Below are 25439 nucleotides of genomic sequence, written 5' to 3'. Positions count from 1 at the left end.
GCCGACAGGCCCAAGTTCCGGGTTGCAGGTGCAATCAGGGTCACAAGGTTACGAGTTGGGCGCCGCCACTGCCGCAGATGGCCGGATCGGGAGCCTGTTGACCGGGCGGCCCGTGGCCGCGCGGACCGCCGAGGCCACCGCTGCCGGGGCCGTGACCACTGGGACCGCGCTCGCCGGCTTCGCGCCGAAGGGGGCCACCACGTCGCGTTCTTCGACGAGTTTGACGATGCGGACCGTCGGGGCGTCCAGGGAGGTGGGCAGGGCGTAGCCCGTGAGGTCGGGGTGGCGGATCAGGCCCGCGGCCGTGCGGAGGTTTTCCGTCAGGGCCGCGCCCACGCCCTGGATGACGCCCGCTTCGATACGGGCTTCCAGCTGGCGGGGGTTGAGGATGCGGCCCACGTCCTGGGCGACGGCGAGTTCGACGACGCGCACCGAGCCGAGCTCGATGTCCACGTCGACCACCGCGCGGATCGCGCAGAAGGCGAGGCCGACGAAGGCGTCGCCCTGGCCGTCGCCGTCCAGCGGCTCCGTGGGGTGCGGGCGGCACTGGGCCGTGGCCCAGAGTTCCTTGCCCTCCATCGCCTCCGCGACCGTCGTGGAGAAGGCGCCGTCGTACGACGTGATCCGGCCATCCGCGATCTGGAGGAGCTCGGTGGACATGCCGAGTTTGTGGGCCATCGGCTGGAGGAGCTGCGTACGGACCATCTTCGCGGCGCGTTCCACCGCGCCGCCCGAGACCCAGGTGTGGCGGCCGTGGGCGGAGGGGCCGGCCGGCGGCTGGTCGGTGTCGACGGGGGCCGTGACGACCTCGTCGACGCCCAGGGTCTCCTGGACGATCTGGCGGGCGAGCGTGGAGAAGCCCTGGCCGGTGTCGACGGCGGCACAGATGACCGTCGCCGCACCGCCGACGATCTTCACCGTGGCCGTGGACACCTCGTCGGTGCCCTCGGCGCCGAGCATGTGGACCATGCCGACCCCGTACCCGACTCCGCGCCGTACCGCGCCCGGCTCCCCCGCGCCCTCCAGGCCGCCCGGGAGCAGCCAGTCCTCCTCCGGGGTGTCCTTCGGGAGGGCGGGCAGCTCGTGGTCGCGGACCGCGCGCAGGAGTTCCGCCACGGGGGCGGGGCAGGTGACGGTCTGGCCGGTCGGGAGCAGGTCGCCGGTGGCCAGGACGTTGCGCAGGCGAAGCTCGGCGCCGTCGATGCCGAGGGCGGCCGCCAGCTTGTCCATCTGGCCCTCGTAGGCCGCACAGACCTGCAGGGCGCCTTCGCCGCGCACGTGGCCCGACGGGGGGTTGTTCGTACGGACCGCCCAGCCTTCCACGAAGGCGTGCGGGACCACGTACGGGCCGCAGGCGAAGGCCACCGCCGCGGCCAGGGACTCCGACGAGGAGTCGGCGTAGGCGCCGGCGTCCATCAGGATCTGGGCCTCGACCTTGACCAGCCGGCCGTCCGCGTCCGCGTGGTGGCGGTAGCGCAGCAGCGTCGGGTGGCGGTGGGGGTGGCCGAGGAAGGACTCCTCGCGGGTGGCGGCCAGCTTCACCGGGCAGCCGGTGCGCAGGGCGAGCAGGCCGAGCGGGAGCTGGAACGCGGCGTCCTCGCGGTCGGCCGTCGCGCCCGGGACCCCGGTGACCACGACGCGTACGCGGTCCGGTTCCAGCCCGAAGCAGGCGGCGGCCAGGTCGCGGTCGGTGTGCGGGTCGGTGGAGGCGGTGTAGATCTCCACGCCTCCGTCGGGGCGCGGCACGGCCAGCCCGGCCTCGGCGCCGATGGGGGCGGGGTCCTGGCGGCCGATGCGGTAGAGGCCCTCGACGACGACGTCGCCGGTGGCTTCGGGGTCGCCGTAGCGCAGCGGGATGTGCCGGATCAGGTTGCCGTCGGGGTGCAGGTCGGGGGCGCCGAAGGCCTGTTCGGGGTCGGTGACCGGGTCGAGGAGCTCGTACTCGACGGCGATCGCGGCGGCCGCGAGGCGTGCGGTGTCCGGGTGGTCGGCGGCGACGGCGGCGATGGGCTCGCCGTGGTGGCGGACCACGTCGTGCGCGAAGACGGGCCGGTCGGCGATGCGGCGGCCGTGCGTGGTGGCGCCGGGGACGTCGGCGTGCGTGACGACGGCCCGTACGCCGGGCATCTCGGTGGCGGCGGAGGTGTCGATGGACAGGATGCGGGCGTGGGCGTGCGGGGAGCGCAGCACGGCGGCCCAGAGGAGGCCCTCGGCCCACAGGTCGGCGGCGTAGGGGAAGGTGCCCTCGGTCTTGGCGCGGGTGTCGGCCGCCGGGACGGACGCGCCGATGCCGCGCGGGACCGCCGACTCCGACGGCTCCGCGCCCTCGGAGACCGGTGTCGCGACCGTCACCGGGACCGTCGCCGCGTCGTGGGCGCTCACGCCGTGCCTCCGTCGTGGTTGCCCTGGTCGCCCTGCATCCCGTGGTTCCCCTGGTTCCCCTGATTGCCCTGCATCCCGTGGACGCCGCCCTCGCCCGGCTGGGCCTGGTGCGGGATCCGGGCCTCGGCCGAGGCCGCGGCGGCCGCTTCCGCCGCCGAACCGCGCTCGGCCACGACCTCGCGCACCGCCTCGATGACGCCCGAGTACCCGGAGCAGCGGCAGAGGTTGCCGCACAGCGCCTGGCGGGTCTCCAGCTCGCTGGGGGCGTGGTTGCCTTCCAGCAGATCGTGGATGGTCATGGCCATGCCCGGTACGCAGAACCCGCACTGCACCGCACCCGACCTGCACAACGCCTCTTGTACGTCCGACAGTTCCCCGTCGGTAGCGAGACCTTCCACGGTACGGACCTCGCTGCCCGCCGCGGTGGCGGCCGGGACGAGGCAGGAGGCGACGAGCCGGCCGTCGACCTGCACGGCGCAGGCGCCGCATTCACCCTGGGAGCAGCCGTCCTTGGCGCCGGCGAGGCCGAGGCGCTCGCGCAGCACGTAAAGGAGGGACTCGCCGATCCACGCACCGGTGACGGGGCGGTCGGCCCCGTTGACGCGCAGGACGTAGGAGGCCGACGGGTGCTCGTGGTGGGCGACGGCCCCGGCGTCCGCTCCATCGGCGGTCTCTTCCTCGTACGTCGCCCCCTCGCCCGGAACCCCTTCGGCCGTCCCCGCCGGAGCGGTCCCGACAGCCAGGTCGGCGTCGTCCGAACCCGGCGCGGGCGCGGCCCCCGCTCCGCCGGCGGCCGGCACGGCTCCGCCGTCACCCTGCTCCGCCTCCACGGCCCCGGCTTCGCCCGAGCCCCGCTCGTCGGCGGCCCCGGCTACGGCCTCACTCCGGGCTTCGCCCTCACCGCGGGCTTCGCCCTCACCGCGGGCTTCGCCCTCACCCCAGCTTTGACCCTCACCGCGGGCTTCGCCCGTGCCCCGGGCTTCGCCGCCGTCCCGGGCTTCGGCCCCATCCCGGGCTTCACCCTCGTTCCCCGGATGCTGCCGCTCCCCCGAATCCGGCACCTGCGCCGGCCCGTGGGCGGCTTCGATGTCGTGCGGGGCCGGGTAGCCCTGCTCCCCGTCCAGCGGGGTGCCGACTCCCGGGCCGCCCAGCACGCGCGGTCCGCGTCCCGGGGTCGAGCCGAAGGATCCGACGGCCGGCGCCGACACCCCCGGGAACGCCCCGGGGAACACCCCTGAGCCCAGCGGGTCGGACCCCGGCGCGCCGAAACCCTGCCCGTCGGTGCCCGCACCGTCGGAACCCGGCTGCTGCGCCACGTACCCGCGCGCACCCTCGAAGTCCGGATGGGTCGCCCACGGGGCCGCGGCCCCGCCGGGCAGCGTCGCGGGGGCCTGGCTCCAGTCGGCCGCGGCCGCGAGCTGCCCGAAGCTGCCCGTGTCGCCGGCGCCTCCCGGGGTCCACACGTCGCTCGCCGCCGCCTCGGGGAACCGCCACTCGGCGGTCGTCCCCGACTCGTGTGCGGCGGCCCGGTCCCCCGCGAAGGGCTCTGCGTAGGACTCGGAGAAAGGCTCGGAGAACTGCTCGGAGAAAGGCTCTGCGTAGGACTCGCCGAAGGGCTCCGCAGCGGGCTCGGCCACCGGCTCCGCCGCCGGTTCCGCGAACGCCGCGGCCACCGAAGCCGGAATGGGCACCGATGCCGGGATCGGCGCCCGCGCCGCGGCCCCCGAAGCCCCCGCCCCGGCGTCCGCCGGTGCTGCCGCGCCCGCCTCCGGCCACTGCACCGGGATCGTCCACGTGCCCGTGGCCGCAGGATCCGTACTCCCCGTACCGAGCGGCACGATCATCGGGGGCGGCACGTAGCCGTGCCCGGGGGCCGCGAGGGGCTCCCCGGTGCCGAGCGCGTCCAGCATGTCCTGCGGCAGTTTCACGAAGGCCGTGGCGTCGGAGTCGTACTCGCCGCCGTGCGGCACCGGCTCCCAGCCCCAGCTGGGGCCCGTGGACCCCGTGTTCTCGTTCTCACTCATGAGCTCAGTGCCCTCCCCAGGGCCCTCCGTGCCAGCACGGCCACCGTCCGCCGCAAATGCAGTACTGCGGGAGCCACCGGCTCCCCCTGGTCGGGCACGCAGGCCGCCGCGACGTACTCGCCGAAGGCTTCGAGCGCCTCGGGGGCCAGACTGCGGTCCCCGTCCCAGTCGATCAACGAAGCAACCCACTGCTCGGCTTCCAGCGGCCGCAGCGGCATCGGGGCGACCGCGCCGATCGCGCAGCGCACACCCCGGCGCGCGGGGTCCAGTACGAGCCCCACGGACGCCGTCGCGCGCCCCGGTCCCGTACGCCCCGTGGCCTTGAGGAACACCTGCGGCGCGTGCAGCAACGGCACGCGCACGAAGCCGATCAGCTCTCCGGGGCGGAGCATCTCCCGGCCGGCGAGCAGGTGCGAGACCGGGATCTCGCGCCGCGATCCGCCGGGCCCCACGATGACGAGCACGGCCTCCAGCGCGGCCAGCACGGGGAGCGCGTCACCCGTCGGCGCGGCCGTGGCGATGTTGCCGCCGAGCGTGCCGGCGTTGCGGATCTGCGGCGGGCCCGCGGCGCGCGCGGCGGCGGCCAGGGCCGGGATGAGGGCGGCGAAGTCCGGCCGGCCCATGCGCGCGTGCGTGAGGCCGGCGCCGAGGAGCGCGTGGCCGTCCTGGTACTGCCAGCCGCGGATCTCGTTGATCCGGCCGAGGCCCACGAGGGCGGCGGGGCGCAGGAGTCCCGCGTTGACGGCGGCCATGAGGTCGGTGCCGCCCGCCACGGGGACGGCGGCGGGCATGGCCGCGAGCGCCGCCACGGCCTCGTCGAGCGAGGCCGGCAGCGTCACGGACTGATCCGCGTTCCCCGCCCGCGGGTCGCTGCGGGGCCCCTGGGACGAGTCCCGTGCCTGCGGTGCGTGCGGTGCGTGCGTGGTCAACCCAGCTGCCCCTTCCCGATGTCCCGGTCCCGGCGCTCACGCCTGTCCGCCGTACGGTACGTGCTCACCGCCGGGACGTGGCAACTCTGGCACATCTTCCGGAGCACCGGACGCGAGGGTCCACCGCCCGCGCACCACCGGCGCACCACCCCCGCAAGACCCCGCGTACGGCCCCCCGCACGGCCCCCGCACCTGCCGCGCGATCGCCCCGTGATCCGGCCGCGACCGGGCCGTGATCCGGTCTCGCTCCGGCCTCGATCCGGCTTCGATCCCGCGCCGGCGGCGCCGCGTTCCCGTCCCGGCGCCGCCGCCCGGTCCCCATCCGCGCGCGGGGGGCTCGCGCTCACCCCGCAGGGGGCTCGTCACACGTTCGGGGGCGCTCCCTCGATCGGGCGGCCGAGCACCCCGGGCCTGCGCTGCCACGGCAACGGGCCGCCGGGCGGCCGGTAGTCGACCCCGAGGGCGTCCAGGCGGCGGTAGTGCGCCGTCATCCGCGCCTCGAAGTCCGCGTGGTCCCGTTCCCCGGGCAGCGGCAGCCGGGACCACACCACCTCGGCGAAGGCCGCGAGGCGCGGGAACACCTGGTAGTCGACGCGGCTCTGGTCCTCCATCACCTCGGTCCACACGTTGGCCTGCGCGCCCAGCACGTGGGCGGCGGCCTCTTCGGACAACTTCGGCGGTACCGGCTCGAACCGGTACACATCCTCCAATGTCCGTACGTAGCCGATGGGCATCGGCTCGTCCTCGCCGTCCGCCTGACGGTGATCCAGGTACACCTGCTGCTCGGGACACATCACCACGTCGTGGCCGGCCTCCGCGGCGGCGATGCCGCCCGCGTAGCCGCGCCAGGAGGACACGGCCGCTCCGGGGGCCAGTCCGCCCTCCAGGATCTCGTCCCAGCCGATGAGCCGGCGGCCGCGCTCCGCGAGCCAGCCGTCGAAGTGCCGGATGAACCAGGACTGCAGACCGTCCTCGCCGTCGACCCCCAGCTCGGCGATCCGCGCCTGCGCTACCCCGGAGGCCTTCCACTGCGCCTTGGGGCACTCGTCCCCGCCCACGTGGACGAAGGGCGAGACCTCCGCCGGGAACACCTCCAGCAGCTCTTCGAAGACCCCCTCGTAGAACCGCAGGACCGCCTCGGTGGGCGCGAGCACGTTCTCGTTGATGCCCCAGTCGTCCCACACCTCCAGCGCCGCCGTGTCCACCACGTCGGTGTTCCCCAGCTCCGGGTACGCGGCGATCGCGGCCTGCGAGTGCCCCGGCACGTCGATCTCCGGCACCACCCGGACGTGCCGCTCGGCCGCGTACGCGACGATCTCGCGCAGGTCGTCCTGGGTGTAGAAGCCGCCGTGCGGGGTCTCGTTCCACAGCGGGGAGGCCCGGTGGCCCCACCGGCTGCGGGAGCGCCAGGCGCCGACCTCGGTGAGCCGCGGGTAGCGCTTGATCTCGACCCGCCAGCCCTGGTCGTCCGTCAGGTGCAGGTGCAGCACGTTGAGCTTGTGGGCGGCGAGCAGGTCGACGTACCGCAGCACCGCGTCCTTGGGCAGGAAGTGCCGGGCCACGTCGAGCATCAGCCCGCGCCAGCCGAAGCGGGGGCCGTCGGCGATGCCGATGTACGGCAGGCTCCAGGTCCGGCCGGGCAGCGGGGCCTTTCGGTAGGCGTCGGGACCCAGGAGCTGACGCAGCGTCTGGGCGCCCCAGAACAGCCCGGCCGCGCTCGCGCCGGTCAGCTCCACGCCGTCGGCGCCGACGGTGATCCCGTACGACTCCGGCCCGAGTTCACCGGCACCTTCGGGGTCGATCCGCAGCCGTACGTCGGCTCGCGCGCCGGCCGCGGCCGGCGGCAGGCTCCAGCCGGTGGCGGACCCCAGCTCCCGGCGCAGCCACCGGGCGACGCCCTCGGTGCCCGGCCCGGCGTCCAGCACCGGCTCGGGCCCCAGGACGAGGCGGCGGCCGTCCCCGTCCGGAACCGCGACCTGGGGTACGGGGATCAGGTCCATGCGTCAGCCCTTCACAGCAGCCAGCCTGTTGCACAGTGCGCAACGCCCGTTCCACACCGTGCTCGTCGCGGCCGACCCTAGCCCGCCCCGAGGGCACGGAAAAGGCCCCAGGTGCGCAAAACCGCGCACCTGGGGCCTTCGTCCCGTTTCAGGAGGGCCGGAGGACTACTTCCCGTCCTTGCCGCCCTTGTCCTTGTCCCCGCCGGGGCCCATGGACTCGTAGATCTCCTTGCACATGGGGCAGACCGGGTACTTCTTCGGGTCCCGGCCCGGCACCCAGACCTTGCCGCAGAGCGCGACGACGGGGGTGCCCCCGAGCGCGCTCTCCATGATCTTGTCCTTCTGGACGTAGTGGGCGAAGCGCTCGTGGTCGCCGTCGCCGTGGGACACCTGCGGCGTCGGCTCTACGAGGGTCCCCGTACCAGTCCCGCGATCGGGCTCAAGAGTGCTCATGACTGCCAGGGTACCGAGTCCCTCGCGCGCGAGGGATCCGCACCGGCCGCACCGGCCGGCCCGGCCCCGGGCTCAGTTCAGCGACGGGTCGTCCGCGTACGTGGCCACCATCGCCAGCTCGCTGCGCTGGCGCCGCAGCACGGCGCGCCACAGCCGCTGCGGATCCGGGAAGGAGACGTCGCCCGGCTCGGAGTCGACGACGTACCAGGCGCCCACGCCCAGTTCCTCCTCCAGCTGCCCCGGTCCCCAGCCGGAGTACCCGGCGAAGATGCGCAGGCCCCCCAGGGCCGCCGCGAGGAGTTCGGGCGGGGCCTCCAGGTCCACCAGGCCGATCGCCCCGTGCACCCGGCGCCAGCCGAGCGGCCCCTCCTCGCCAGGGATGACCGCCAGCCCCAGCGCGGAGTCCAGCGCGACCGGACCTCCCTGGAAGACCACTCCGGGGTCCTTGGCCAGCGGAGCCCAGGGCAGCAGGACGTCACCGACGCCCACCGGGGTGGGCCGATTGAGGACAACGCCGAGCGAGCCCTGCTCGTCGTGGTCGAGCAGCAGCACCACCGCGCGGTCGAAATTCGGGTCCGCGAGGGCGGGGGTGGCCACGAGCAGCCGCCCTGTGAGGGAGGACACCTCGGTCATGGCGCCATGATCTCGCACATTCGCCCGTGAGGGGGAGTGGGCGGCACATCCGGACCGTACGCAGCTCAGGGCGCACCGCGGCAGTTCGGGGCGCGCACGGCCGTCCGGCCGGACTCCAGCCGGAAGGAGACGCTCCGCCACCTGGCGGGCACCCAGGGTGTTGTGCCGAATTCATGACAGTCCTACGGCCCCGTCAGCCTTACGAACAGGGGGGTCATGCCCCTTACCCTTTTCACTGGCCCCCTGCCCACCCCTCTCCGGAACGCGAGATTCATGACCGGCATCAGTGACGATGTACTGCTTGTCCACGGCGGAACTCCGCTCGAGGGCGAGATCCGTGTCCGCGGCGCGAAGAACCTCGTACCCAAGGCGATGGTCGCGGCCCTGCTGGGCAGTGAGCCCAGTCGGCTGCGCAACGTTCCGGACATCCGGGACGTCCGGGTCGTGCGCGGGCTGCTCCAGCTGCACGGGGTGACCGTCCGCCCCGGTGACGAACCGGGCGAGCTGGTGCTCGACCCCTCGCACGTCGAGAGCGCGAACGTCGCCGACATCGACGCCCACGCGGGCTCCTCGCGCATCCCGATCCTGTTCTGCGGTCCGCTGCTGCACCGCCTCGGCCACGCCTTCATCCCCGGCCTCGGCGGCTGCGACATCGGCGGCCGGCCGATCGACTTCCACTTCGAGGTGCTCCGCCAGTTCGGCGCGACCATCGAGAAGCGCGAGGGCGGCCAGTACCTGGAGGCCCCTCAGCGCCTTCGCGGCTGCAAGATCCGCCTGCCCTACCCGTCGGTCGGCTCGACCGAGCAGGTGCTGCTGACGGCCGTCCTGGCCGAGGGCGTCACCGAGCTCAGCAACGCCGCCGTCGAACCGGAGATCGAAGACCTCATCTGCGTCCTGCAGAAGATGGGCGCGATCATCTCCATGGACACCGACCGGACCATCCGGATCACCGGTGTCGACCGCCTCGGCGGCTACAACCACAAGGCGCTCCCGGACCGGCTGGAGGCCGCCTCCTGGGCGTCCGCCGCGCTGGCCACCGGCGGCAACATCTACGTGCGCGGCGCGCAGCAGCGTTCGATGATGACCTTCCTGAACACCTTCCGCCGGGTCGGCGGGGCGTTCGAGATCGACGACGACGGCATCCGCTTCTGGCACCCGGGCGGCCCGCTCAAGGCCATCGCACTGGAGACCGACGTCCACCCGGGCTTCCAGACCGACTGGCAGCAGCCGCTGGTCGTGGCGCTGACCCAGGCCACCGGCCTCTCGATCGTCCACGAGACGGTCTACGAGTCCCGCCTGGGCTTCACCTCCGCGCTCAACCAGATGGGTGCGCACATCCAGCTCTACCGGGAGTGCCTGGGCGGCAGCGCCTGCCGCTTCGGCCAGCGCAACTTCCTGCACTCGGCCGTCGTCTCGGGGCCCACCAAGCTCCAGGGCGCCGACCTGGTCATCCCCGACCTGCGCGGCGGGTTCTCGTACCTGATCGCGGCGCTCGCCGCCGAGGGCACCTCGCGGGTGCACGGGATCGACCTGATCAACCGGGGCTACGAGAACTTCATGGAGAAGCTCGTGGAACTGGGCGCCAAGGTCGAGCTCCCGGGCGGCGACCTCGTCTGACCGGCGTTCCGGTCCGCCGGCCCGCCGTAGATCCACACAGACCGACTCAGAACGCCCCCACAGGCCCCGTACAGGGCCTGTGGGGGCGTTCTGGCTCCCGGGGGCCACTCGCGGCCCCGGAAGCGCCGAGAGGCGGCCACCCGGTGCCGGGTGGCCGCCTCTGTGCTTGTCGAAGTACTTACGTACTCCTGCCGTCCCGGGGACCTGTGCGGCCCTCGGCACAAGGGCGGACTACTTGCCCTTGGCGGCTTCCTTGAGCTTGGAGCCCGCGGAGACCTTCACGCTGTAGCCGGCCGGGATCTGGATGGGGTCGCCGGTCTGCGGGTTGCGCGCGGTGCGAGCGGCACGGTGGGTGCGCTCGAAGGTCAGGAAGCCGGGGATGGTGACCTTCTCGTCGCCCTTGGCGACAATCTCGCCGACGGTCTCGGCGAGCGCGGCCAGAACGGCGTCGGCGTCCTTGCGGGTCACCTCGGCGCGCTCGGACAGAGCGGCCACCAGCTCACTGCGGTTCATGTTGTACTCCCGTGTTCAACGTGCCTTAGAGGCGTGAGATCGAAGCCGATGCTGCCAGGGCCCTAGGACAGTCCCCGGACCCGGGTCTGACGTCAGACCCTCTCGCCCGGTTACGCATCCTGCCCCCACCACCGGCGGGAAAGCCAATCCGGCACCCGCCGGGGTCACACGAAAAGCGCCACAGTCACGCCGCGGTGACGCTCCGTCCGCACCGGAAGGCGTCCGGAGGGTCTCCGGGTGACGTCCGTCAGATGCGGACCGCGGGCCACGCGGGCATCGCCGCAACCCTATGGGCGGCCCGGGGGGCCCGCATCCCGCGACGCGCCGGGGATCAGACAGAGGTGGGCGCCGTCACAGCCGTGGAGGCGGCCTTGCGGACGGCTCCGGCGACCGCGCCGGCGACCTTGTCGTTGAAGACCGACGGGATGATGTAGTTCGCGTTCAGCTCGTCCTCGCCGACCACGTCGGCCAGGGCGCTCGCGGCGGCCAGCATCATGTCGGTGTTCACGGTGCGGGACTGGGCGTCCAGCAGGCCGCGGAAGACGCCCGGGAAGACCAGCACGTTGTTGATCTGGTTCGGGAAGTCGGAACGGCCGGTGGCCACGACGGCGGCGGTCTGGCGGGCGATCGCCGGGTCCACCTCGGGGTCCGGGTTCGCGAGCGCGAACACGATCGCGCCTTCCGCCATGGCGGCCACGTCATCGCCGGACAGGACGTTGGGGGCCGAGACGCCGATGAACACGTCGGCGCCGACCACGGCCTCCTTCAGGGTGCCCGTGTAGCCCTCGGGGTTGGTGTTGTCGGCGATCCAGCGCAGCGGCGAGTCGGCGGCCGCGTCGACGAGGTCGGGGCGGTCCGCGTGCACGACGCCGTGGATGTCGGCGCTGACGGCGTTCTTGACGCCCGCGGCGAGGAGCAGCTTGAGGATGGCGGTACCGGCGGCGCCGGCGCCCGACATGACCACCTTGACGTCGCCAACGGCCTTGCCCACCACGCGCAGTGCGTTGGTGAGGGCGGCGAGGACCACGATGGCGGTGCCGTGCTGGTCGTCGTGGAAGACGGGGATGTCGAGGGCCTCGCGCAGCCGGGCTTCGATCTCGAAGCAGCGCGGCGCGGAGATGTCCTCCAGGTTGATGCCCGCGAAGCCCGGGGCGATCGCCTTGACGATGGCGACGATCTCGTCGGAGTCCTGGGTGTCGAGGCAGATCGGCCAGGCGTCGATGCCGGCGAAGCGCTTGAAGAGGGCCGCCTTGCCCTCCATGACGGGCAGCGCGGCCATCGGGCCGATGTTGCCGAGGCCCAGCACGGCGCTGCCGTCCGTCACGACTGCGACGGAGTTGCGCTTGATGGTCAGGCGGCGGGCGTCCTCGGGGTTCTCGGCGATCGCCATGCACACGCGGGCCACGCCCGGGGTGTAGATCATCGAGAGGTCGTCTCGGTTGCGGATGGGGTGCTTCGACTGCATCTCGATCTTGCCGCCGAGGTGCATCAGGAAGGTGCGGTCGGAGACCTTGCCGAGGCTGACGCCCTCGATCCCGCGGAGCTTCTCGACGATCTCGTCGGCGTGCGCGGTGGACGTCGCCGCGATGGTCACGTCGATGCGGAGCTTCTCGTGACCGGATGCGGTCACGTCGAGGCCGGTGACCGAGCCACCGGAGGACTCCACGGCGGTGGTGAGCTGGGAGACCGCGGTTCCGCTCGCGGGCACTTCCAGGCGGACCGTCATCGAGTACGAGACGCTGGGCGCCGTTGCCATGGCCGTGTTCCTCTTCTGTCCCTGGTTCTTTTTTACACAGGGCCCAGCTCTGCTCCGGCCGAAACGTGGCAGGTGCGGCAGGACCTGTTGTCCGATCGTCCCACCTACCAGCCGGTACAAGGTAACCAGCTACAAATTTCGGAAGAACTCTTCCACCATACGAGATAAGTGGCCCCTGGGGAATGGGTGGCCCATACAAAAAAGGTCCGCGCCCCCACTGAGTGGAGGACGCGGACCTGGTACTTCCTACGTCTGTGACACCGACCCGCCATGCTCGCCTCGCGGCAAGTGGTCGCTCTAGGCGACTAAGGTTGGGCCCGGGGGCTTGGATCGAGTCGGTGCCGTAACCCAGGCTAACAAAGGTTCGCGCGAAGTGATCCCCCCACCGGCGACCGGTTGCGGGACCACGCCCTTGGCCGCCGACCAACCGGCCGTACGCCCTGTGCAGGGCCTACGGCTGCAGCAGCGCCGCGACCCCCTCGGCGTCCGGGGCGTCCCGGTCGGTGGAGATGACCGTCAGCTGCTGGGTGGCGCGGGTCAGGGCCACGTAGAGCACCCGCAGGCCCGCCGGGGACTCGTCCGCGATCTCCGCCGGGGAGACGACCACCGTGGCGTCGTACTCCAGGCCCTTCGCCTCCAGGCTGCCCAGGGCGACCGCCCGCTCCCCCAGGTCCGCGAGCCAGCCCGCGGCCTCCGCGCGCCGGTCCATGGCCACGACCACGCCGACCGTGCCGTCCACCTGCTCCAGCAGCCGCCGGGTCTCCTCCACGACGGTGGAGCGCAGGTCGCCTTCACCGGGCACCGCCGTGAAGCGCGGCTGCAGGCCCGTGGAGCGCACGGCCGTCGGCGGCTCCGTGCCCGGCGCCGCCAGCTTCAGCACCCGCGAGGCGACCTCCGCGACCTCGGCAGGGTTGCGGTAGTTCACCGTCAGGGTGAACTTGCGCCGCGGCCGCGTGCCCAGCGCCTCGTCGCGCGCGGCGGCCGCCTCCTGCGGATCGGTCCACGAGGACTGCGCCGGGTCGCCGACCACCGTCCACGTGCCGCCCCGGCCGCGCCGGCCGACCATCCGCCACTGCATCGGCGTCAGGTCCTGCGCCTCGTCGACGATGACGTGCGCGTACTCGGTGCGCTCCGCCGCGAGCCGCTCGGCCCGCTCCCACTGGGTCTCCTCGCGGGTGGGCATCAGCTCCTCCAGCCCGCTCAGCTGGTCCAGCGGGTTCAGCTCCCGCTTCCGCTTGGGCCGCGCGGGTGCGCCCAGCAGCTGCTGGAGCTCGTCCAGCAGCGCCACGTCGTGCACCGACAGGGCGCCCTTGCCGTCCGGGCCCACCCGGCGCAGGGAGCGTGCGACCTGCCGGGTCTCGCGCGGGTTCAGGTCCCGGCGCGACCAGCGCGCCAGGCGCCGCTCGTCCGCCATGGAGGCCAGCACCCCGCGCGGGGTCAGCTCGGGCCACCAGGCGTTCAGGAAGTCGATGAACGCGTCCTCCGTCGAGATGTCCTCGTCGAAGGCGGAGCGCAGCTCGGCGGCGAGCTCCGGGTCGCTGTGCCGGCCGGCCCCGCCGGACTTCGAGTACAGCGCGTCCAGCAGGAGCTTGCGGGCGCGCGGGCGCAGCAGGTTGACCGGGGCCGTGCCGGACAGGACGTTCTGCCGGATCCGGTCGAGGTCGGGGGCCTCCAGCTCCTGGCGGCGCCCGAAGGCCACCACGCGCAGCCGGTCGGGGGCGGGGGCACCGCCGGGACCGCCGAACTCCAGGGCTCCGCGTACGGCCTTGCGCAGCACCTTCAGCATCCGGGACGAGCCCTTGATGCGTGCGGTGGACGGGTCGTCGTACGTGGTCGCCTCGGCCCCGTCGACCAGCGAGCCGAGCGCCCGGATGGCGACCTGGCCCTCCTCGCCGAGGGAGGGCAGGACGCCCTCGGTGTAGGCGACCAGGAGCGGGGTCGGGGAGACGATCAGGATGCCGCCGGAGTAGCGCCGCCGGTCCTGGTAGAGCAGGTAGGCGGCGCGGTGCAGGGCGACGGCGGTCTTGCCGGTGCCCGGTCCGCCCGCGACCTCGGCGACCGAGGCGGCGGGCGCCCGGATGACGAGGTCCTGCTCGGCCTGGATGGAGGAGACGATGTCGCGCATCGAGTGGGTACGGGCCCGGCCGAGGGCGGCCATCAGGGCGCCGTCGCCGATGACGGGCAGCTCGTCCCCGTCGAGGAAGGCGGTGACCTCGGGGCGCATCAGGTCGTCCTCGACGCCGAGCACCTTGCGCCCCTTGGAGCGGATGACCCGGCGGCGCACGACGCGGCCGGGCTCCTTGGGGGTGGAGCGGTAGAACGGCGCGGCCGCGGGGGCGCGCCAGTCGATGACGAGCGGCGCGTAGTCGGAGTCGAGGACCCCGATGCGGCCGATGTGGAGCGTCTCGGCGATGTCGGCCGTGAGGTCGGTGCGGATCGCGTCGTCGGCGGGCTCGACGGAGGTGAAGGCGCCGTCGGGGCCCCGCTCCCCGTCCTTGCCGAGGACCAGGTCGATGCGGCCGAACAGGAAGTCCTCGAACTCGTTGTTGAGACGGTTGAGGTGGATCCCGGCGCGGAACACCTGCGCGTCCCGTTCCGCGAGGGCGCCGGGCGTGCCGACCTGGCCACGCTTGGCGGCGTCGTTCATCAGGAACTCCGCCTCGTGGATCTTCTCCTCAAGGCGTCGGTACACGTGATCGAGATGCGTCTGCTCGACCGCGATCTCCCGATCGCGGACGGAATCCGCCGTGCTGTCGACAGCGGCATTCTGCGCGGCCACCAAGGCCCCTTTCTGACGTGCATGGGCAGCCGTCAACCGTACGCCAAGGGGCCCTCCCGCGCACGCCCCTTCCGGGACGGCTCGCGGATCAGGACGAAGATCACGCCCCGCGGTGGCCGCGGGCCGGGTCAGCCGGGGCGGGATTCGAGGACGCGCCGCCGGTGCCGGGCCACCCGCTCGCGGTTGCCGCAGAGCTCGCTGGAGCACCAGCGGCGGCGGTGTCCGCGCGAGGTGTCGAGGTAGACGCGGGCGCAGCCGTCGCCCTCGCAGGCCCGCAGCAGGTCCCGTTCGCCGGGGTCGGTGAGCAGTTCGACGGCGTCCCGGGCCACGGCGGCGAGCAGCCCGGCGCATTCGACGCCGCCGCACAACTCCCGTACGAGGTGACCTTCTTGGTCCTGCACTGCACACAGTCCCGGGGGTGGACCGGCGGCCGCCGCGTTGACCCGGGCCAGCGCGGGCCCGGGCGGCGCGGCTCCGGCCAGCTCGGCCCGTACGAGGCTCTCGACGTCGGCGCGCAGCACCCGGAAGGCGTGCACCCAGTCGTCCCCGACCCGGGTGAGCGGCGTCCGGTCGGGCACCAGCCCGGCTCCGGTGAGCCACAGGCACAGCCCGTCGCCGTCACGGATGCCCTCGGTCTTCGCGAGAGGCGCAAAAGTAGCCACCAGGTCCAGGCAGACCCGCCCGGAGTCGAACCACATGCCCGTCACCGCCTCCCTCTCGGGGCGTGCCCCCAGAGTGCCCGTCTCCGGGGCCGGCGGCTAGAGGGCGCGCAGCTGGGCGTGCACTTACAGGACGGGCGGGTCGTCGTTCAGCAGCCGCTGGAAGAGCCGGTGGTCCTGCCACTCCCCGCCGACGTGCAGGTAGCGGGGCGCGAGCCCGTACTGCTCGAAGCCCGCCTTCGCCAGCACCCGCTGCGAGGCCAGGTTCCCGACCCTGGTGCCCGCCTCGACCCGGTGCAGCCCGACCTCGTCACGGGCGATCCGGCAGAGCTCCTCCAGCGCGGCGGTGGCCACCCCCTTGCCGGCCCAGGCCTGGTCCACCCAGTAGCCGATGGCGGCGCTGCGCAGCGCCCCGAGGACGATGGTGTTCAGGGTGATGGCCCCGATCGGCACCCCGCCGCCGAGCAGCACGTACGGCCGTACCCGTCCGCCGTCCCGGTCCGCGAGCAGCCCCTCGATCCGCTCCAGCTGCCCGGCCGCGGTGTAGAACCCCTCGTCCCGCACGGGCTCGTAGGGGGCCATGTACGCCCGGTTCCGGTCCAGCACTTCGGCGAGCCCGGCGGCGTCCGCCTCCCGGATCTCCCTCATCTCCACACCGTCAACGATCATCCGGGCACGCTAACGGACGGCCCGGGCCGCGGCCAGGCCGGTGCTCGTCAGTCGTCCCCGTACTTCGTTTCGGCGGCAGCGTCCAAGGACAGCCGGTAGCCGCGCTTGACGACGGTCTGGATGAGGTTGGGGGCGCCCAGGGCCACGCGCAGGCGGGCCATCGCCGTTTCCACCGCGTGCTCGTCGCGGCCCGCGCCCGGGAGGGTGCGCAGGAGTTCGGAGCGGGCCACGACCCAGCCCGGGCGCCGGGACAGGGCCCTGAGCAGGGCCATGCCCGCCGGCGGTACGGGGCGCAGCTCGCTGTCGAGGAGGACCGCGTGGCCGCGCAGCTCCAGCCGGTGTCCGGCCACCGGGAGCACGCGGGCCCGGCCCGGGAGTTCCTGGCACAGGAGCTGCACGAGGGGTCCGAGCCGGAAGCGCTCGGGCTGCACCGTGGGCACGCCCTCCGCCTGCAGGGGCAGGGCCGTCACCGGGCCCACGCACGCCGACAGCACCGACCCGCCGGTCAGCGCCGCGAGCACGGGTTCCCGTACGCCCCGCTCCGCGGCCCGCGTCAGCAGGGAGGCCGCCGCCGGTGCGGAGGTGAAGCTCACCGCGTCCACCGCGCCCGCGGCCACCGCGTCGAGCAGCCGGTCCAGCGGCCCGAGGTCCTCCGGCGGCATCCACCGGTAGACGGGTACGCCGACCACCTCGGCCCCGCCCGCCCGCAGGGCCTCGATGAACCCGGGCAGCGGCTCCCCGTGCAGCTGGAGGGCGATGCGCCGGCCGGCCACCCCGGCCGTGAGCAGCCGGTCCAGTACCTCGGCGAGGGACTCGGAGCGCGGGGACCAGGTCTCCACGAGCCCGGCGGCCCGGATCGCCCCCTTCACCTTCGGTCCGCGCGCCAGCAGTTCGGTCTCCCGCAGCCGCCCGAGCAGGTCCTCGCCGAGCCCCCACCCGTCGGCGGCCTCGATCCAGCCGCGGAAGCCGATGGCGGTGGTCGCCACCACCACGTCGGGCGCGCAGCCGATCAGCTCCTTCGTGGCGGACAGCAGTTCGGCGTCGTCGGCGAGCGGCACGATCCGCAGGGCGGGTGCGTGCAGCACGGTGGCTCCGCGGCGGCGCAGCAGGGCGATGAGCTCGTCGGCCCGCCGGGCGGCGGTGACCCCGACGGTGAATCCGGCGAGCGGGCCGGCCGGCGGACCGGTGGGGGTGTCGTGGTCGTGCATGGTGACCTGCCTCGCGCAGTGGTCGGGTCCGGTGTCGGGGTCCGATATCGGGGTCCGGTGTCGCGGTCACCCGCATGCGTGACGTTCGCGTGAACCGAGCCTGCCCTGGGGGCGTATCAGGCTCGGTTCACGCGTATTTCGGTGCCGTTAACCGACGTGTGCTCGTCGTTACACCGAGGTGAGCTGCGGCTTCGCCTCCGCACCGGCCGTGGGGATCATCACCTGGGCGGGCCGGCGAAGGTATACCGCCCAGGTGACGGCGCAGCACACCGCGTAGAAGCCGAGGAAGGTCACGAAGGCCGCCGTGCCCGAGCCGGAGCTGAGGAACGCCTCCCGGAAGACCAGGTTGATGCCGAGTCCGCCGAGCGCGCCGACCGCGCCGATGAGTCCCATGGAGGCGCCGGACAGCCGCCGCCCGTACGCGGCCGCGTCCTCGCCGCTCATCCCGCGGGCCAGCGCCTTCGCCTGGAAGATGCCGGGGATCATCTTGTAGGTGGAGCCGTTGCCGAGCCCGCTGAGGACGAACAGCCCCACGAAGCCGACCAGGAACACCGGCAGGGATTCCCGTACGGAGGCCAGGATCACCACTCCGGTCGCCGCGGCCATCGCCACGAAGGTGCCCAGGGTGATCCGCGCGCCGCCGAAGCGGTCCGCGAGGGCTCCGCCGACGGGCCGGATCAGCGAGCCGAGCAGCGGTCCGATGAAGGTGAGCGAGGCCGCCTGGAGCGGGGTGCGGCCGAACTGCGTCTGGAGCACCAGGCCGAAGGCGAAGCTGTAGCCGATGAAGGAGCCGAAGGTGCCGATGTACAGGAACGACATGATCCAGGTGTGCCCGTCGCGGACCGCTTCCCGTACGGCTCCGGTGTCGTTGCGGACGGGCGCCAGGTTGTCCATCCGCAGCGCGGCGAGCGCCGCCGCGATCACGATGAGCGGGATGTAGGCGCCGAGCAGCAGCCGGGGGTGCCCGGCCCCGGCCGTGCCGATGACCAGCAGGGCGACGAGCTGGACGACGGGGACGCCGATGTTGCCGCCGCCCGCGTTGAGGCCGAGTGCCCAGCCCTTCTTGCGCAGCGGGAAGAAGGCGTTGATGTTCGTCATCGAGGAGGCGAAGTTGCCGCCGCCGACCCCGGTCAGCGCGGCCACCAGCAGGAAGGTGGTGTACGAGGTCCCGGGCTCCATCACCAGCCAGGCGGCGACCGTCGGGGCGAGCAGCAGCAGGGCGCTGACGACCGTCCAGTTGCGGCCGCCGAAGCGGGCCACGGCGAAGGTGTAGGGCACGCGGACCAGGGCGCCGACGCAGGTGGCGGTGGCGATGAGGAAGAACTTCCCGGCGGGGTCGATCCCGTACTTCGGGCCCATGAAGAGCACCATCACCGACCACAGGGACCAGATCGAGAACCCGATGTGCTCGGAGAGCACGGAGTAGATCAGGTTCCGGCGGGCGGTCTTCTCACCCGTTTCCCGCCAGAAGGTCTCGTCCTCGGGGTCCCACCGCTCGATCCAGCGGCCACCCTTGCGCGGTGCGGTCGTACTGGTCATCACACGCCTCCACAGCTGCTGCGATCACGTCGCGCTCGTCGCGCCCGTCGGCCTCGCCGGCCTTTCGGCCTTTCGGGCTCGTCGCGTCTCGTCCGTGGTGACGACCGTAGGAACGGCTCGTTTCGGCCCCGGTCCCCGCCGGATGACCGTCGGGAAACCTTGCACTCACCCGCCGCCCGGGTCGGGTGTGAGCGCGGGCAGCCAGCTGTCCGGGGGCACCTCCAGCCAGCCGTGCCCCGCCCCGAGCTCCGCGGCGGCGCGGCGCAGCGCGTCCAGCCCGGGATGACTCGATCCCTTCCGCCACACCATGGACAGCGGCGACAGCGGCACCGGGGCGGTCAGCGGCCGCTTGACGCAGCCGGGCATGTCGACGAAGCCCACCGTGGCGAGGACGGGGCAGCCCGTTTTGGCCATGACCCGGCGGAACTCCTCCTTGCCCACCGCCACCGGCGCGGGCGGCGCGGACGCGATGCCCCGGCCGGCGAACAGCTCGCGCGCCAGCCCGGTCCATTCCAGGGTCCGCGGGTTCCCGGCCCCGGTGTACACCGTCTCGCCGCGCAGCGCGTCCAGCGGTACGGCGTCCAGCGCGGCCAGCGCGTGCCCCTCGGGCAGCAGCACGGCGAGGGGCTCGTACCGTACGGGCGTCCGCGCGAGGCGGGACCGCAGCGCCGGGTCGAGGCCGTCGGCGTACCCGAAGGAGACGTCGAGGCGGCCCGCCGCGATCTCGGCGGCGGCGTGGGTGAGCCCGGACTCGAAGCGGGCCATCAGCTCGCAGTCGGGGGCCAGTTCGCGGGCCCGGTCCAGGACGGTGCGGGCGGTCCCGGGGCCGTCGGTGTTGAGGTCGACGAGCAGCGGCCGGGGCCCCGCTCCGGCGGTGAACGCCCCGGCCAGCTCCTCGTGGGCCCGCAGCACGCCCCGGGCCAGGGGCAGCAGCCGCTCCCCGTCCGGGGTCAGCTCCACGGCGCGGGTGGTACGGACGAACAGGGGCGCGCCCAGGGTCTGTTCGAGCCGGCGCACGTCCCGGCTGAGGGCCTGCTGGGCCACGTAGAGCCGGGCGGCGGCACGGGTGAAGTGCAGCTCCTCGGCCACGGCGAGGAAGGCGCGCAGCAGGCGGGGTTCCACGTCTCGGGGCGTCACCTGCGGAGACTAACAACAGGAAGCGGTGAATGGCCCCCGAACAGGTGTTGGACCGCGGACGGGCCCCGGCCCGAGCCTTGACCCATGCCCACCACGTCCACACCGTCCGCCGCGTCCGCACCGTCCGCCGCGGCCACCGCGTCCGCCCCTCTCATGGCCGTCACCGGCACCACGCTGGTGCTCGCCGCCGCCCCTGCGCGGCAGCAGCACCCGGCCCGCGCGGCGCGGCCGGCCCGCGCCCCGGGCCCGTACCGCCGGCTCTTCGCGCTGCCCGGTACGCGCGGCTTCACCACCGGGAACCTCATCGCCCGGCTCCCCATGGGCATGTTCGGGATCAGCGCCGTCATGATGATCGCGGGCCAGCGCGGCTCGTACGCCCTCGCCGGCGGGGTCGTCGCGGCCGGTCTGGCGGCCACCGCGGTCGTGGCCCCCTGGACGGCCCGGCTGGTCGACCGGCACGGGCAGGCCCGCGTCGCCGTACCCGCCACCCTGGTCGCCGTGCTCGGCTCGCTCTCGCTCGTCGCGTGCGTCCGCACCGAGGCCCCCGCCTGGACCCTCTTCGCCTCCTACGCCGCCACCGCGACCACCCCCAACATCGGCGGCATGTCCCGCGCCCGCTGGACGCACCTGCTGAAGGGCGACCCCGCGGCGCACCACACCGCGATGTCCTTCGAACAGGCCGCGGACGAGCTGGCGTTCATGCTCGGGCCGGTGGTCGCCGCGTTCCTCTGCACCACCGTCTTCCCGGAAGCGGGCACGCTCGCCGGCGCCGCGCTGCTCCTGACCGGGATGCTGGTCTTCACGGCCCACCGCGCCACGGAGCCCCCGGCGGCGGCGCCGGTCCGCGGCAGGTCCCCGCTGCGGGCCCTGGGACGCCTCCTCCCCCTCTTCTTCGTCCTGGGCACGATGTTCGGCTCGCTGGAGATCACCTCCGTCGCCCACCTCGGCGGCCACGGCCTCGGCGCACTCTCGGGCCCGGTCATCGCCCTGCAGGCGGCGGGCTCCTGCCTGGCCGGCCTGCTCTACGGCACCCTGCGCCCGCGCGGGCTGCCGGCCTGCCTGGCCGTCCTGGCCGCGGCGATGGCACTGCCCTGGGCCGCGGCGGCCACCGGCTCGGTCCCGGCCCTCGCGGCGGCCCTGCTCGCGGCCGGCATGGCCACGGCCCCGGTCATGGTCACCGCGATGTCCCGGATCCACGCCGTGATCCCGCCGGGCCGGCTCAACGAAGGGATGACCCTGGCCGTCACCGCGATCTTCGCCGGCATCGCGGCGGGCTCCGCGACGGCGGGCTCGGCGATCGACCGCTGGGGCACGACGGCCCCGTACGCCCTGCCCGCGGCGGCGGCACTGCTGGCGCTCCTCGTGGGTGCGTCACGGGCCGTCACCCGCACCCGGTGACGGCACGGCAGCGGGCAGCGGGAGCCCCGAGCGGGCAGCCGCCGGCTACGCCCGGGCACGACGAAGGCCCCGCAGCCTGACGGCCGCGGGGCCTTCACCCAACATGGGGGTTGTGGAGATGGCGGGAATCGAACCCGCGTCCAACGGTGCAGAAGTAGGGCTTCTCCGAGCGCATTCCGCTGCGCTTTTCTCGGCCCCGGAGATCACACGGACAAGTCTCCGACGGGCTCAGTCACTGTTTGATTTCCCTCTATCCCCCGTGACCGGAGTTAGAGGTTTAGATCCCTAATTGACGCCAGGATCCGGACCGGGACCACTTCCGGGCTGACGCTCCTCACAGAGGCTTCAGCTCACTGTTATTAGGCAGCGAGGGTGAAGCGGGAGTTATCGCTCTTGGAGTTGGCGATTATTGTTTGCGACATATGGTTAACGAGATCATTGCCGCTTTCTCGGCTCGCTTCCCCTACATCGACATCCGCTGTCGAAACCGATCATCCCCATGTTTCACGCTGTTCAGTTATGAGATCCGCCGGCGCTCTCCATGCGTTCCGACCGACCGGCACCACCCGCAAGCGCGTGGTGCTGACGCCATGGTACGCGAAGTGGACCACCGCGTGCCAGGACATTAAAGCTGGCCGCGCTCCTTGCGCTTCACGGCCGAGATCACCCGGTTCGTCTCGCGCGTGTCCTGCTTCTCGCGCAGCGCCTGCCGCTTGTCGTACTCCTTCTTGCCCTTCGCCAGCGCGATCTCGATCTTGGCCCGGCCGTCCTTGAAGTAGAGGGCGAGCGGCACGATCGTGTTGCCGGTCTCCCCCGTCTTCGAGTCCAGCTTGTCGATCTCCTCGCGGTGCAGGAGGAGCTTGCGCTTGCGGCGCGCGCTGTGGTTGGTCCAGGTGCCCTGGCTGTACTCCGGCACGTGCACGTTGTAGAGCCAGGCCTCGCCGCTCTCCACCGACACGAAGCCGTCCACCAGCGAGGCACGGCCCTGACGCAGGGACTTGACCTCGGTACCCGTGAGCACGAGGCCGCACTCGTAGGTGTCGATGATCGTGTAGTCGTGCCGCGCCTTCTTGTTCTGGGCGATCAGCTTGCGCCCTGTTTCCTTAGCCATAGTGCGGTCATTTTCGCACTACGGACCCACTCCGATGCCACTCAATACCGTGCGGGCCCGTTCCTCGACCCGGTCCGCCGCCGCCAGGTCCGGGGTGATGCCCGCGCCGTCCAGACTGCGGCCCGCCGGAGTGCGGTACGTCCCCACCGTCAGCTCCGCCACCGAGCCGTCCGGCAGCTCCGTCGGCATCTGCACCGAACCCTTGCCGAAGGTGCGGGTGCCGACCGCCACCGCGCGGCCGCGGTCCTGGAGGGCTCCGGTGACCAGTTCGGCCGCGCTCATCGTGCCGCCGTCGATCAGCGCCACCAGCGGCCGGGCCGTATCGCCGCCCGGGGCCGCGTAGAGGGCGCGCTGCGCACCGCGCACGTCGTACGTCGCCACCAGCCCGCCGTCCAGGAAGGCGGAGGCGGCCGTCACGGCCTCGGTGACCAGGCCGCCGGTGTTGCCGCGCAGGTCGAGCATGACCCCGCCGCCGGCCGGGGCCGCGCGGACCGCGGAGCGGACCCGGTCGCCGGAACCCCGGGTGAAGGAGGCGACCTTGATGACCGTGATCCCGCCCGGCAGCTCCCGTACCGTCACGGGCTCGCTGCGCAGCTTCTCGCGCCGCACGGTCTGCGTGACGTCGGCCCCGCCGCGGGTCAGCTTCAGCTCCACGGGGGTGCCGGCCTCGCCGCGCAGCAGGGCCACCACCTCGGCCACCTTGAGCCCGGTCACACCCTGCCCGTCGATGCTGAGCAGCCGGTCCCCGGCGCGCATCCCGGCCCGCGCCGCGGGGCTGTCGGGCTGCACCCGGTCGATCTCGATGCGGCCGTCGCGCAGCCGCCCGGCCCACAGGCCCACGCCCGTCCAGTGGCCGTCCAGGTCGTCGGCGAAGGCCTCGTACTCGCCCTGGTCGTACACCGCGGCCCAGCGGTCCCCGCTGCGGCTGACGACGTCCTGGGCCGCCGACTTGGCGGACTTGCCCTCGGCGACGGCCTCGGCGGCCGCGCGGGCCACCTCGTCCCGGTCGGCGGTGGCCGCCCGGCGAAGTGCCGGCGCCCGCGGCCCGGGCACGGCCGCGGAGGGCTCCGTACCGACCAGCAGGGCGGCGGGCCCCGCGAAGGGCTCGGGCCCGGAGCGGTCCCAGCTCCCGGTGCACGCACCGGCCCCCACGGCGGCGAGGAAGACCAACGTCAAAACGGCCCCGCGACGCACGTCGCGGGGCCGGAGACAGGAGGCGGGAATACTCGGCAAGCCCAGCATGGCGCCGAGTGTACGACAAGCCCCGTGACAGCAAGGAAGGTTGAGCAGACCGCACAAGGACGCTCACCACCGCCTGGCCGGAGGCTGCGCGCCTTCCGGCGGCACGGACGGTCGGCCACTCGTTCGAGTGAGGAGTCCGGGTACCGGGGGAGGGAACCGAGCCGGGCTTCCTAGGTTGACGTCATGGCGGCAATCGCAGAGGGCGGGAAGGCCGGGCACGCCCGGTACACCTACCGGCTGCGCGTGTCGTCCAAAGCCCGCACAGCCCTGCTGTCCGAGTGGGCCCGGTGCCGGTGGGTGTGGAACCAATGTGTCGCCACATCCCGGGCGGCACACAAGCCCGAAGAGAAGTGTGGACCCGCCGGCCTCGACAGGATGCTGACCGGGTGGCGCGGTGAGCACGAGTGGCTGCGCGCGGGTGGGAGTGTGCCGCAGCAGCAAGCCGTCCGGGACTTCGCCACGTCACGCACCAAAGTGTTGAAGGACATGAAGGCACGCTTGCCGGTGCTGCGGCGGTCCGGGATGCCCCGGTTCAAGAAGAGGGCTGTCGCGCATCCGACCCTCAACTACACCCGCCGTGGCTTTCGGCTGAAGGATGCCCGCCTGTGTCTGGCGGGCGGGATATCGCTGACCGTGGTGTGGTCGCGGGAACTGCCCACCGACCCGTCCAGTGTGCGCATCCACCGCGACAGCCTCGGCCACTGGTACGCCTCCTTCGTCGTCCGGACAGAGCCGCAGCCGCTCCCGTCGACCGGTGCGGCGATCGGTATCGACTGGGGCGTGAAGGAGACCGCGACCACCACCAGCGACGACCACGACCTCCCGCACCCCGAGCACGGGAGGAAGGCTGCCGGAAAGCTGGCCGGCTACCAGCGGATGATGGCCCGCCGGAAGCCCCGGCGCGGACAGGCCGTCTCGAATGGCTACCGCAAGGCCAGGCGCCAGGCCGCGAAGGCCCACAAGAAGATCGCCCGGCAACGTCAGGACACGGCCCGCAAATGGGCCAAGCGCGTCGTGACGGACTTCGATCACTTGGCGGTGGAAGACTTCCGGCCGAAGTTCCTCGCGAAGTCCACCATGGCCCGCAAGGCCGCGGACGCGGCGATCTCGGCCACCAAGCACGAGCTGATCACCATGGCGCGCAAGCACGGCCGCGATCTACGGCTCGTGCATCCCGCACACACCACCATGGACTGCGGACGATGCGGAGCGAGAACCAAGCACGCACTGCCGCTGTCGGAACGTACCTACACGTGCACCGCGTGCGGAGCCGTGTCCCCCAGGGACAAGAACTCCGCACGCGTGATGCTCGTCCGGGCTGGTCTCGACCCGGCTACCGCTGATCGCGTAAGACCTGGCGGGCCGCCGGCCCGCCAGGCAGCGTGAGGTA

Annotated in this window: 19 protein-coding genes and 1 other RNA gene; 3 read left to right on the top strand and 17 right to left on the bottom strand. The window is 73.1% G+C overall.

Annotated elements, in window-relative coordinates:
- Positions 1 to 48: 48 nt before the first annotated feature.
- From OG898_RS16960 to OG898_RS16935, 6 genes are all read right to left on the bottom strand, one after another.
- The gene (locus OG898_RS16960; protein ID WP_250741310.1) at positions 49 to 2352 is read right to left on the bottom strand and encodes a xanthine dehydrogenase family protein molybdopterin-binding subunit; all 2304 of its coding nucleotides are present in this window, start codon (positions 2350 to 2352) and stop codon (positions 49 to 51) included.
- 26 nt (positions 2353 to 2378) lie between these two features.
- Positions 2379 to 4406: a (2Fe-2S)-binding protein gene (locus OG898_RS16955; protein WP_266957766.1), complete on the bottom strand. Its 2028-nt coding sequence runs from the start codon at positions 4404 to 4406 to the stop codon at positions 2379 to 2381.
- Positions 4403 to 5197, bottom strand: coding sequence for a xanthine dehydrogenase family protein subunit M (locus tag OG898_RS16950; protein ID WP_250741308.1), 795 nt, complete (start codon positions 5195 to 5197; stop codon positions 4403 to 4405). Before OG898_RS16950 ends, OG898_RS16955 begins: the two co-directional genes overlap by 4 nt.
- Before the next feature lie 500 nt (positions 5198 to 5697).
- Positions 5698 to 7335 (bottom strand): beta-N-acetylhexosaminidase, encoded by a 1638-nt coding sequence (locus OG898_RS16945; RefSeq protein WP_250741089.1) that lies wholly within the window; start codon positions 7333 to 7335, stop codon positions 5698 to 5700.
- A 165-nt stretch (positions 7336 to 7500) separates the two neighbouring features.
- Positions 7501 to 7788: a DUF3039 domain-containing protein gene (locus OG898_RS16940; RefSeq protein WP_243337322.1), complete on the bottom strand. Its 288-nt coding sequence runs from the start codon at positions 7786 to 7788 to the stop codon at positions 7501 to 7503.
- A gap of 72 nt (positions 7789 to 7860) precedes the next feature.
- Entirely contained in the window at positions 7861 to 8421 is a 561-nt protein-coding gene (locus tag OG898_RS16935) for a YqgE/AlgH family protein (RefSeq protein WP_250741088.1), read from the bottom strand.
- Between the two features lie 273 nt (positions 8422 to 8694).
- Here OG898_RS16935 and murA point away from each other — a divergent pair, with 273 nt between their 5' ends.
- On the top strand, positions 8695 to 10038 hold the full coding sequence (gene murA, locus OG898_RS16930; protein ID WP_250741087.1) for a UDP-N-acetylglucosamine 1-carboxyvinyltransferase: 1344 nt from the start codon (positions 8695 to 8697) through the stop codon (positions 10036 to 10038).
- Between the two features lie 231 nt (positions 10039 to 10269).
- Here murA and OG898_RS16925 read toward each other — a convergent pair whose 3' ends face one another.
- The 8 genes from OG898_RS16925 to OG898_RS16890 all read right to left on the bottom strand — a co-directional run bounded on the left by OG898_RS16925 (position 10270) and on the right by OG898_RS16890 (position 20298).
- Positions 10270 to 10551 carry an HU family DNA-binding protein gene (locus OG898_RS16925; protein ID WP_007264399.1) on the bottom strand — a complete coding sequence of 94 codons (282 nt, stop codon included), beginning with the start codon at positions 10549 to 10551 and terminating at the stop codon, positions 10270 to 10272.
- A gap of 331 nt (positions 10552 to 10882) precedes the next feature.
- Positions 10883 to 12307, bottom strand: coding sequence for an NAD-dependent malic enzyme (locus OG898_RS16920; protein ID WP_250741085.1), 1425 nt, complete (start codon positions 12305 to 12307; stop codon positions 10883 to 10885).
- A gap of 451 nt (positions 12308 to 12758) precedes the next feature.
- Positions 12759 to 15086 (bottom strand): UvrD-helicase domain-containing protein, encoded by a 2328-nt coding sequence (locus OG898_RS16915; protein WP_250741084.1) that lies wholly within the window; start codon positions 15084 to 15086, stop codon positions 12759 to 12761.
- Between the two features lie 128 nt (positions 15087 to 15214).
- Positions 15215 to 15784: an ABATE domain-containing protein gene (locus OG898_RS16910; protein WP_250741082.1), complete on the bottom strand. Its 570-nt coding sequence runs from the start codon at positions 15782 to 15784 to the stop codon at positions 15215 to 15217.
- Positions 15785 to 15871: 87 nt separating this feature from the next.
- Complete coding sequence (locus OG898_RS16905; RefSeq protein WP_266957762.1) at positions 15872 to 16414, bottom strand: GNAT family N-acetyltransferase; 543 nt, start codon at positions 16412 to 16414, stop codon at positions 15872 to 15874.
- A gap of 47 nt (positions 16415 to 16461) precedes the next feature.
- Positions 16462 to 17622 (bottom strand): uroporphyrinogen-III synthase, encoded by a 1161-nt coding sequence (locus OG898_RS16900; protein ID WP_250741079.1) that lies wholly within the window; start codon positions 17620 to 17622, stop codon positions 16462 to 16464.
- Between the two features lie 168 nt (positions 17623 to 17790).
- Positions 17791 to 19161, bottom strand: coding sequence for a NarK/NasA family nitrate transporter (locus tag OG898_RS16895; protein WP_250741078.1), 1371 nt, complete (start codon positions 19159 to 19161; stop codon positions 17791 to 17793).
- 165 nt (positions 19162 to 19326) lie between these two features.
- Positions 19327 to 20298 carry a LysR family transcriptional regulator gene (locus OG898_RS16890; RefSeq protein WP_266957759.1) on the bottom strand — a complete coding sequence of 324 codons (972 nt, stop codon included), beginning with the start codon at positions 20296 to 20298 and terminating at the stop codon, positions 19327 to 19329.
- 84 nt (positions 20299 to 20382) lie between these two features.
- On the opposite strand from OG898_RS16890, the gene OG898_RS16885 reads away from it, so the two are divergent.
- Positions 20383 to 21696 carry an MFS transporter gene (locus OG898_RS16885; RefSeq protein ID WP_250741076.1) on the top strand — a complete coding sequence of 438 codons (1314 nt, stop codon included), beginning with the start codon at positions 20383 to 20385 and terminating at the stop codon, positions 21694 to 21696.
- A 110-nt stretch (positions 21697 to 21806) separates the two neighbouring features.
- Here the strand turns inward: OG898_RS16885 and ssrA are convergent.
- From ssrA to OG898_RS16870, 3 genes are all read right to left on the bottom strand, one after another.
- Positions 21807 to 22195: a transfer-messenger RNA gene (ssrA, locus tag OG898_RS16880) on the bottom strand.
- A gap of 126 nt (positions 22196 to 22321) precedes the next feature.
- Positions 22322 to 22807, bottom strand: a complete 486-nt coding sequence (gene smpB / locus OG898_RS16875; protein ID WP_250741074.1) for an SsrA-binding protein SmpB — start codon at positions 22805 to 22807, stop codon at positions 22322 to 22324.
- An 18-nt stretch (positions 22808 to 22825) separates the two neighbouring features.
- Complete coding sequence (locus OG898_RS16870; protein WP_250741073.1) at positions 22826 to 24049, bottom strand: S41 family peptidase; 1224 nt, start codon at positions 24047 to 24049, stop codon at positions 22826 to 22828.
- A 183-nt stretch (positions 24050 to 24232) separates the two neighbouring features.
- On the opposite strand from OG898_RS16870, the gene OG898_RS16865 reads away from it, so the two are divergent.
- Complete coding sequence (locus OG898_RS16865; protein ID WP_266957756.1) at positions 24233 to 25435, top strand: transposase; 1203 nt, start codon at positions 24233 to 24235, stop codon at positions 25433 to 25435.
- Positions 25436 to 25439: the final 4 nt, after the last annotated feature.

The sequence above is a fragment of the Streptomyces sp. NBC_00193 genome (assembly GCF_026342735.1).
GTDB classification, from domain to species: Bacteria; Actinomycetota; Actinomycetes; order Streptomycetales; family Streptomycetaceae; genus Streptomyces; species Streptomyces stoeckheimensis.
The sequence above is the reverse complement of the archived record's forward strand: the minus strand, read 5'-3'. Positions and strand labels throughout refer to the sequence as shown.

Excerpts from the sequence above, each read along its gene's own strand:
- OG898_RS16955 (WP_266957766.1), bottom strand. The coding sequence starts at position 4,406 with ATGAGTGAGAACGAGAACACGGGGTCCACGGGCCCCAGCTGGGGCTGG.
- OG898_RS16950 (WP_250741308.1), bottom strand. The coding sequence starts at position 5,197 with ATGCCCGCCGCCGTCCCCGTGGCGGGCGGCACCGACCTCATGGCCGCC.
- OG898_RS16945 (WP_250741089.1), bottom strand. The coding sequence starts at position 7,335 with ATGGACCTGATCCCCGTACCCCAGGTCGCGGTTCCGGACGGGGACGGC.
- OG898_RS16940 (WP_243337322.1), bottom strand. The coding sequence starts at position 7,788 with ATGAGCACTCTTGAGCCCGATCGCGGGACTGGTACGGGGACCCTCGTA.
- OG898_RS16935 (WP_250741088.1), bottom strand. The coding sequence starts at position 8,421 with ATGACCGAGGTGTCCTCCCTCACAGGGCGGCTGCTCGTGGCCACCCCC.
- murA (WP_250741087.1), top strand. The coding sequence starts at position 8,695 with ATGACCGGCATCAGTGACGATGTACTGCTTGTCCACGGCGGAACTCCG.
- OG898_RS16925 (WP_007264399.1), bottom strand. The coding sequence starts at position 10,551 with ATGAACCGCAGTGAGCTGGTGGCCGCTCTGTCCGAGCGCGCCGAGGTG.
- OG898_RS16920 (WP_250741085.1), bottom strand. The coding sequence starts at position 12,307 with ATGGCAACGGCGCCCAGCGTCTCGTACTCGATGACGGTCCGCCTGGAA.
- OG898_RS16910 (WP_250741082.1), bottom strand. The coding sequence starts at position 15,784 with ATGTGGTTCGACTCCGGGCGGGTCTGCCTGGACCTGGTGGCTACTTTT.
- OG898_RS16905 (WP_266957762.1), bottom strand. The coding sequence starts at position 16,414 with ATGATCGTTGACGGTGTGGAGATGAGGGAGATCCGGGAGGCGGACGCC.
- OG898_RS16900 (WP_250741079.1), bottom strand. The coding sequence starts at position 17,622 with ATGCACGACCACGACACCCCCACCGGTCCGCCGGCCGGCCCGCTCGCC.
- OG898_RS16895 (WP_250741078.1), bottom strand. The coding sequence starts at position 19,161 with ATGACCAGTACGACCGCACCGCGCAAGGGTGGCCGCTGGATCGAGCGG.
- OG898_RS16885 (WP_250741076.1), top strand. The coding sequence starts at position 20,383 with ATGCCCACCACGTCCACACCGTCCGCCGCGTCCGCACCGTCCGCCGCG.
- smpB (WP_250741074.1), bottom strand. The coding sequence starts at position 22,807 with ATGGCTAAGGAAACAGGGCGCAAGCTGATCGCCCAGAACAAGAAGGCG.
- OG898_RS16870 (WP_250741073.1), bottom strand. The coding sequence starts at position 24,049 with ATGCTGGGCTTGCCGAGTATTCCCGCCTCCTGTCTCCGGCCCCGCGAC.
- OG898_RS16865 (WP_266957756.1), top strand. The coding sequence starts at position 24,233 with ATGGCGGCAATCGCAGAGGGCGGGAAGGCCGGGCACGCCCGGTACACC.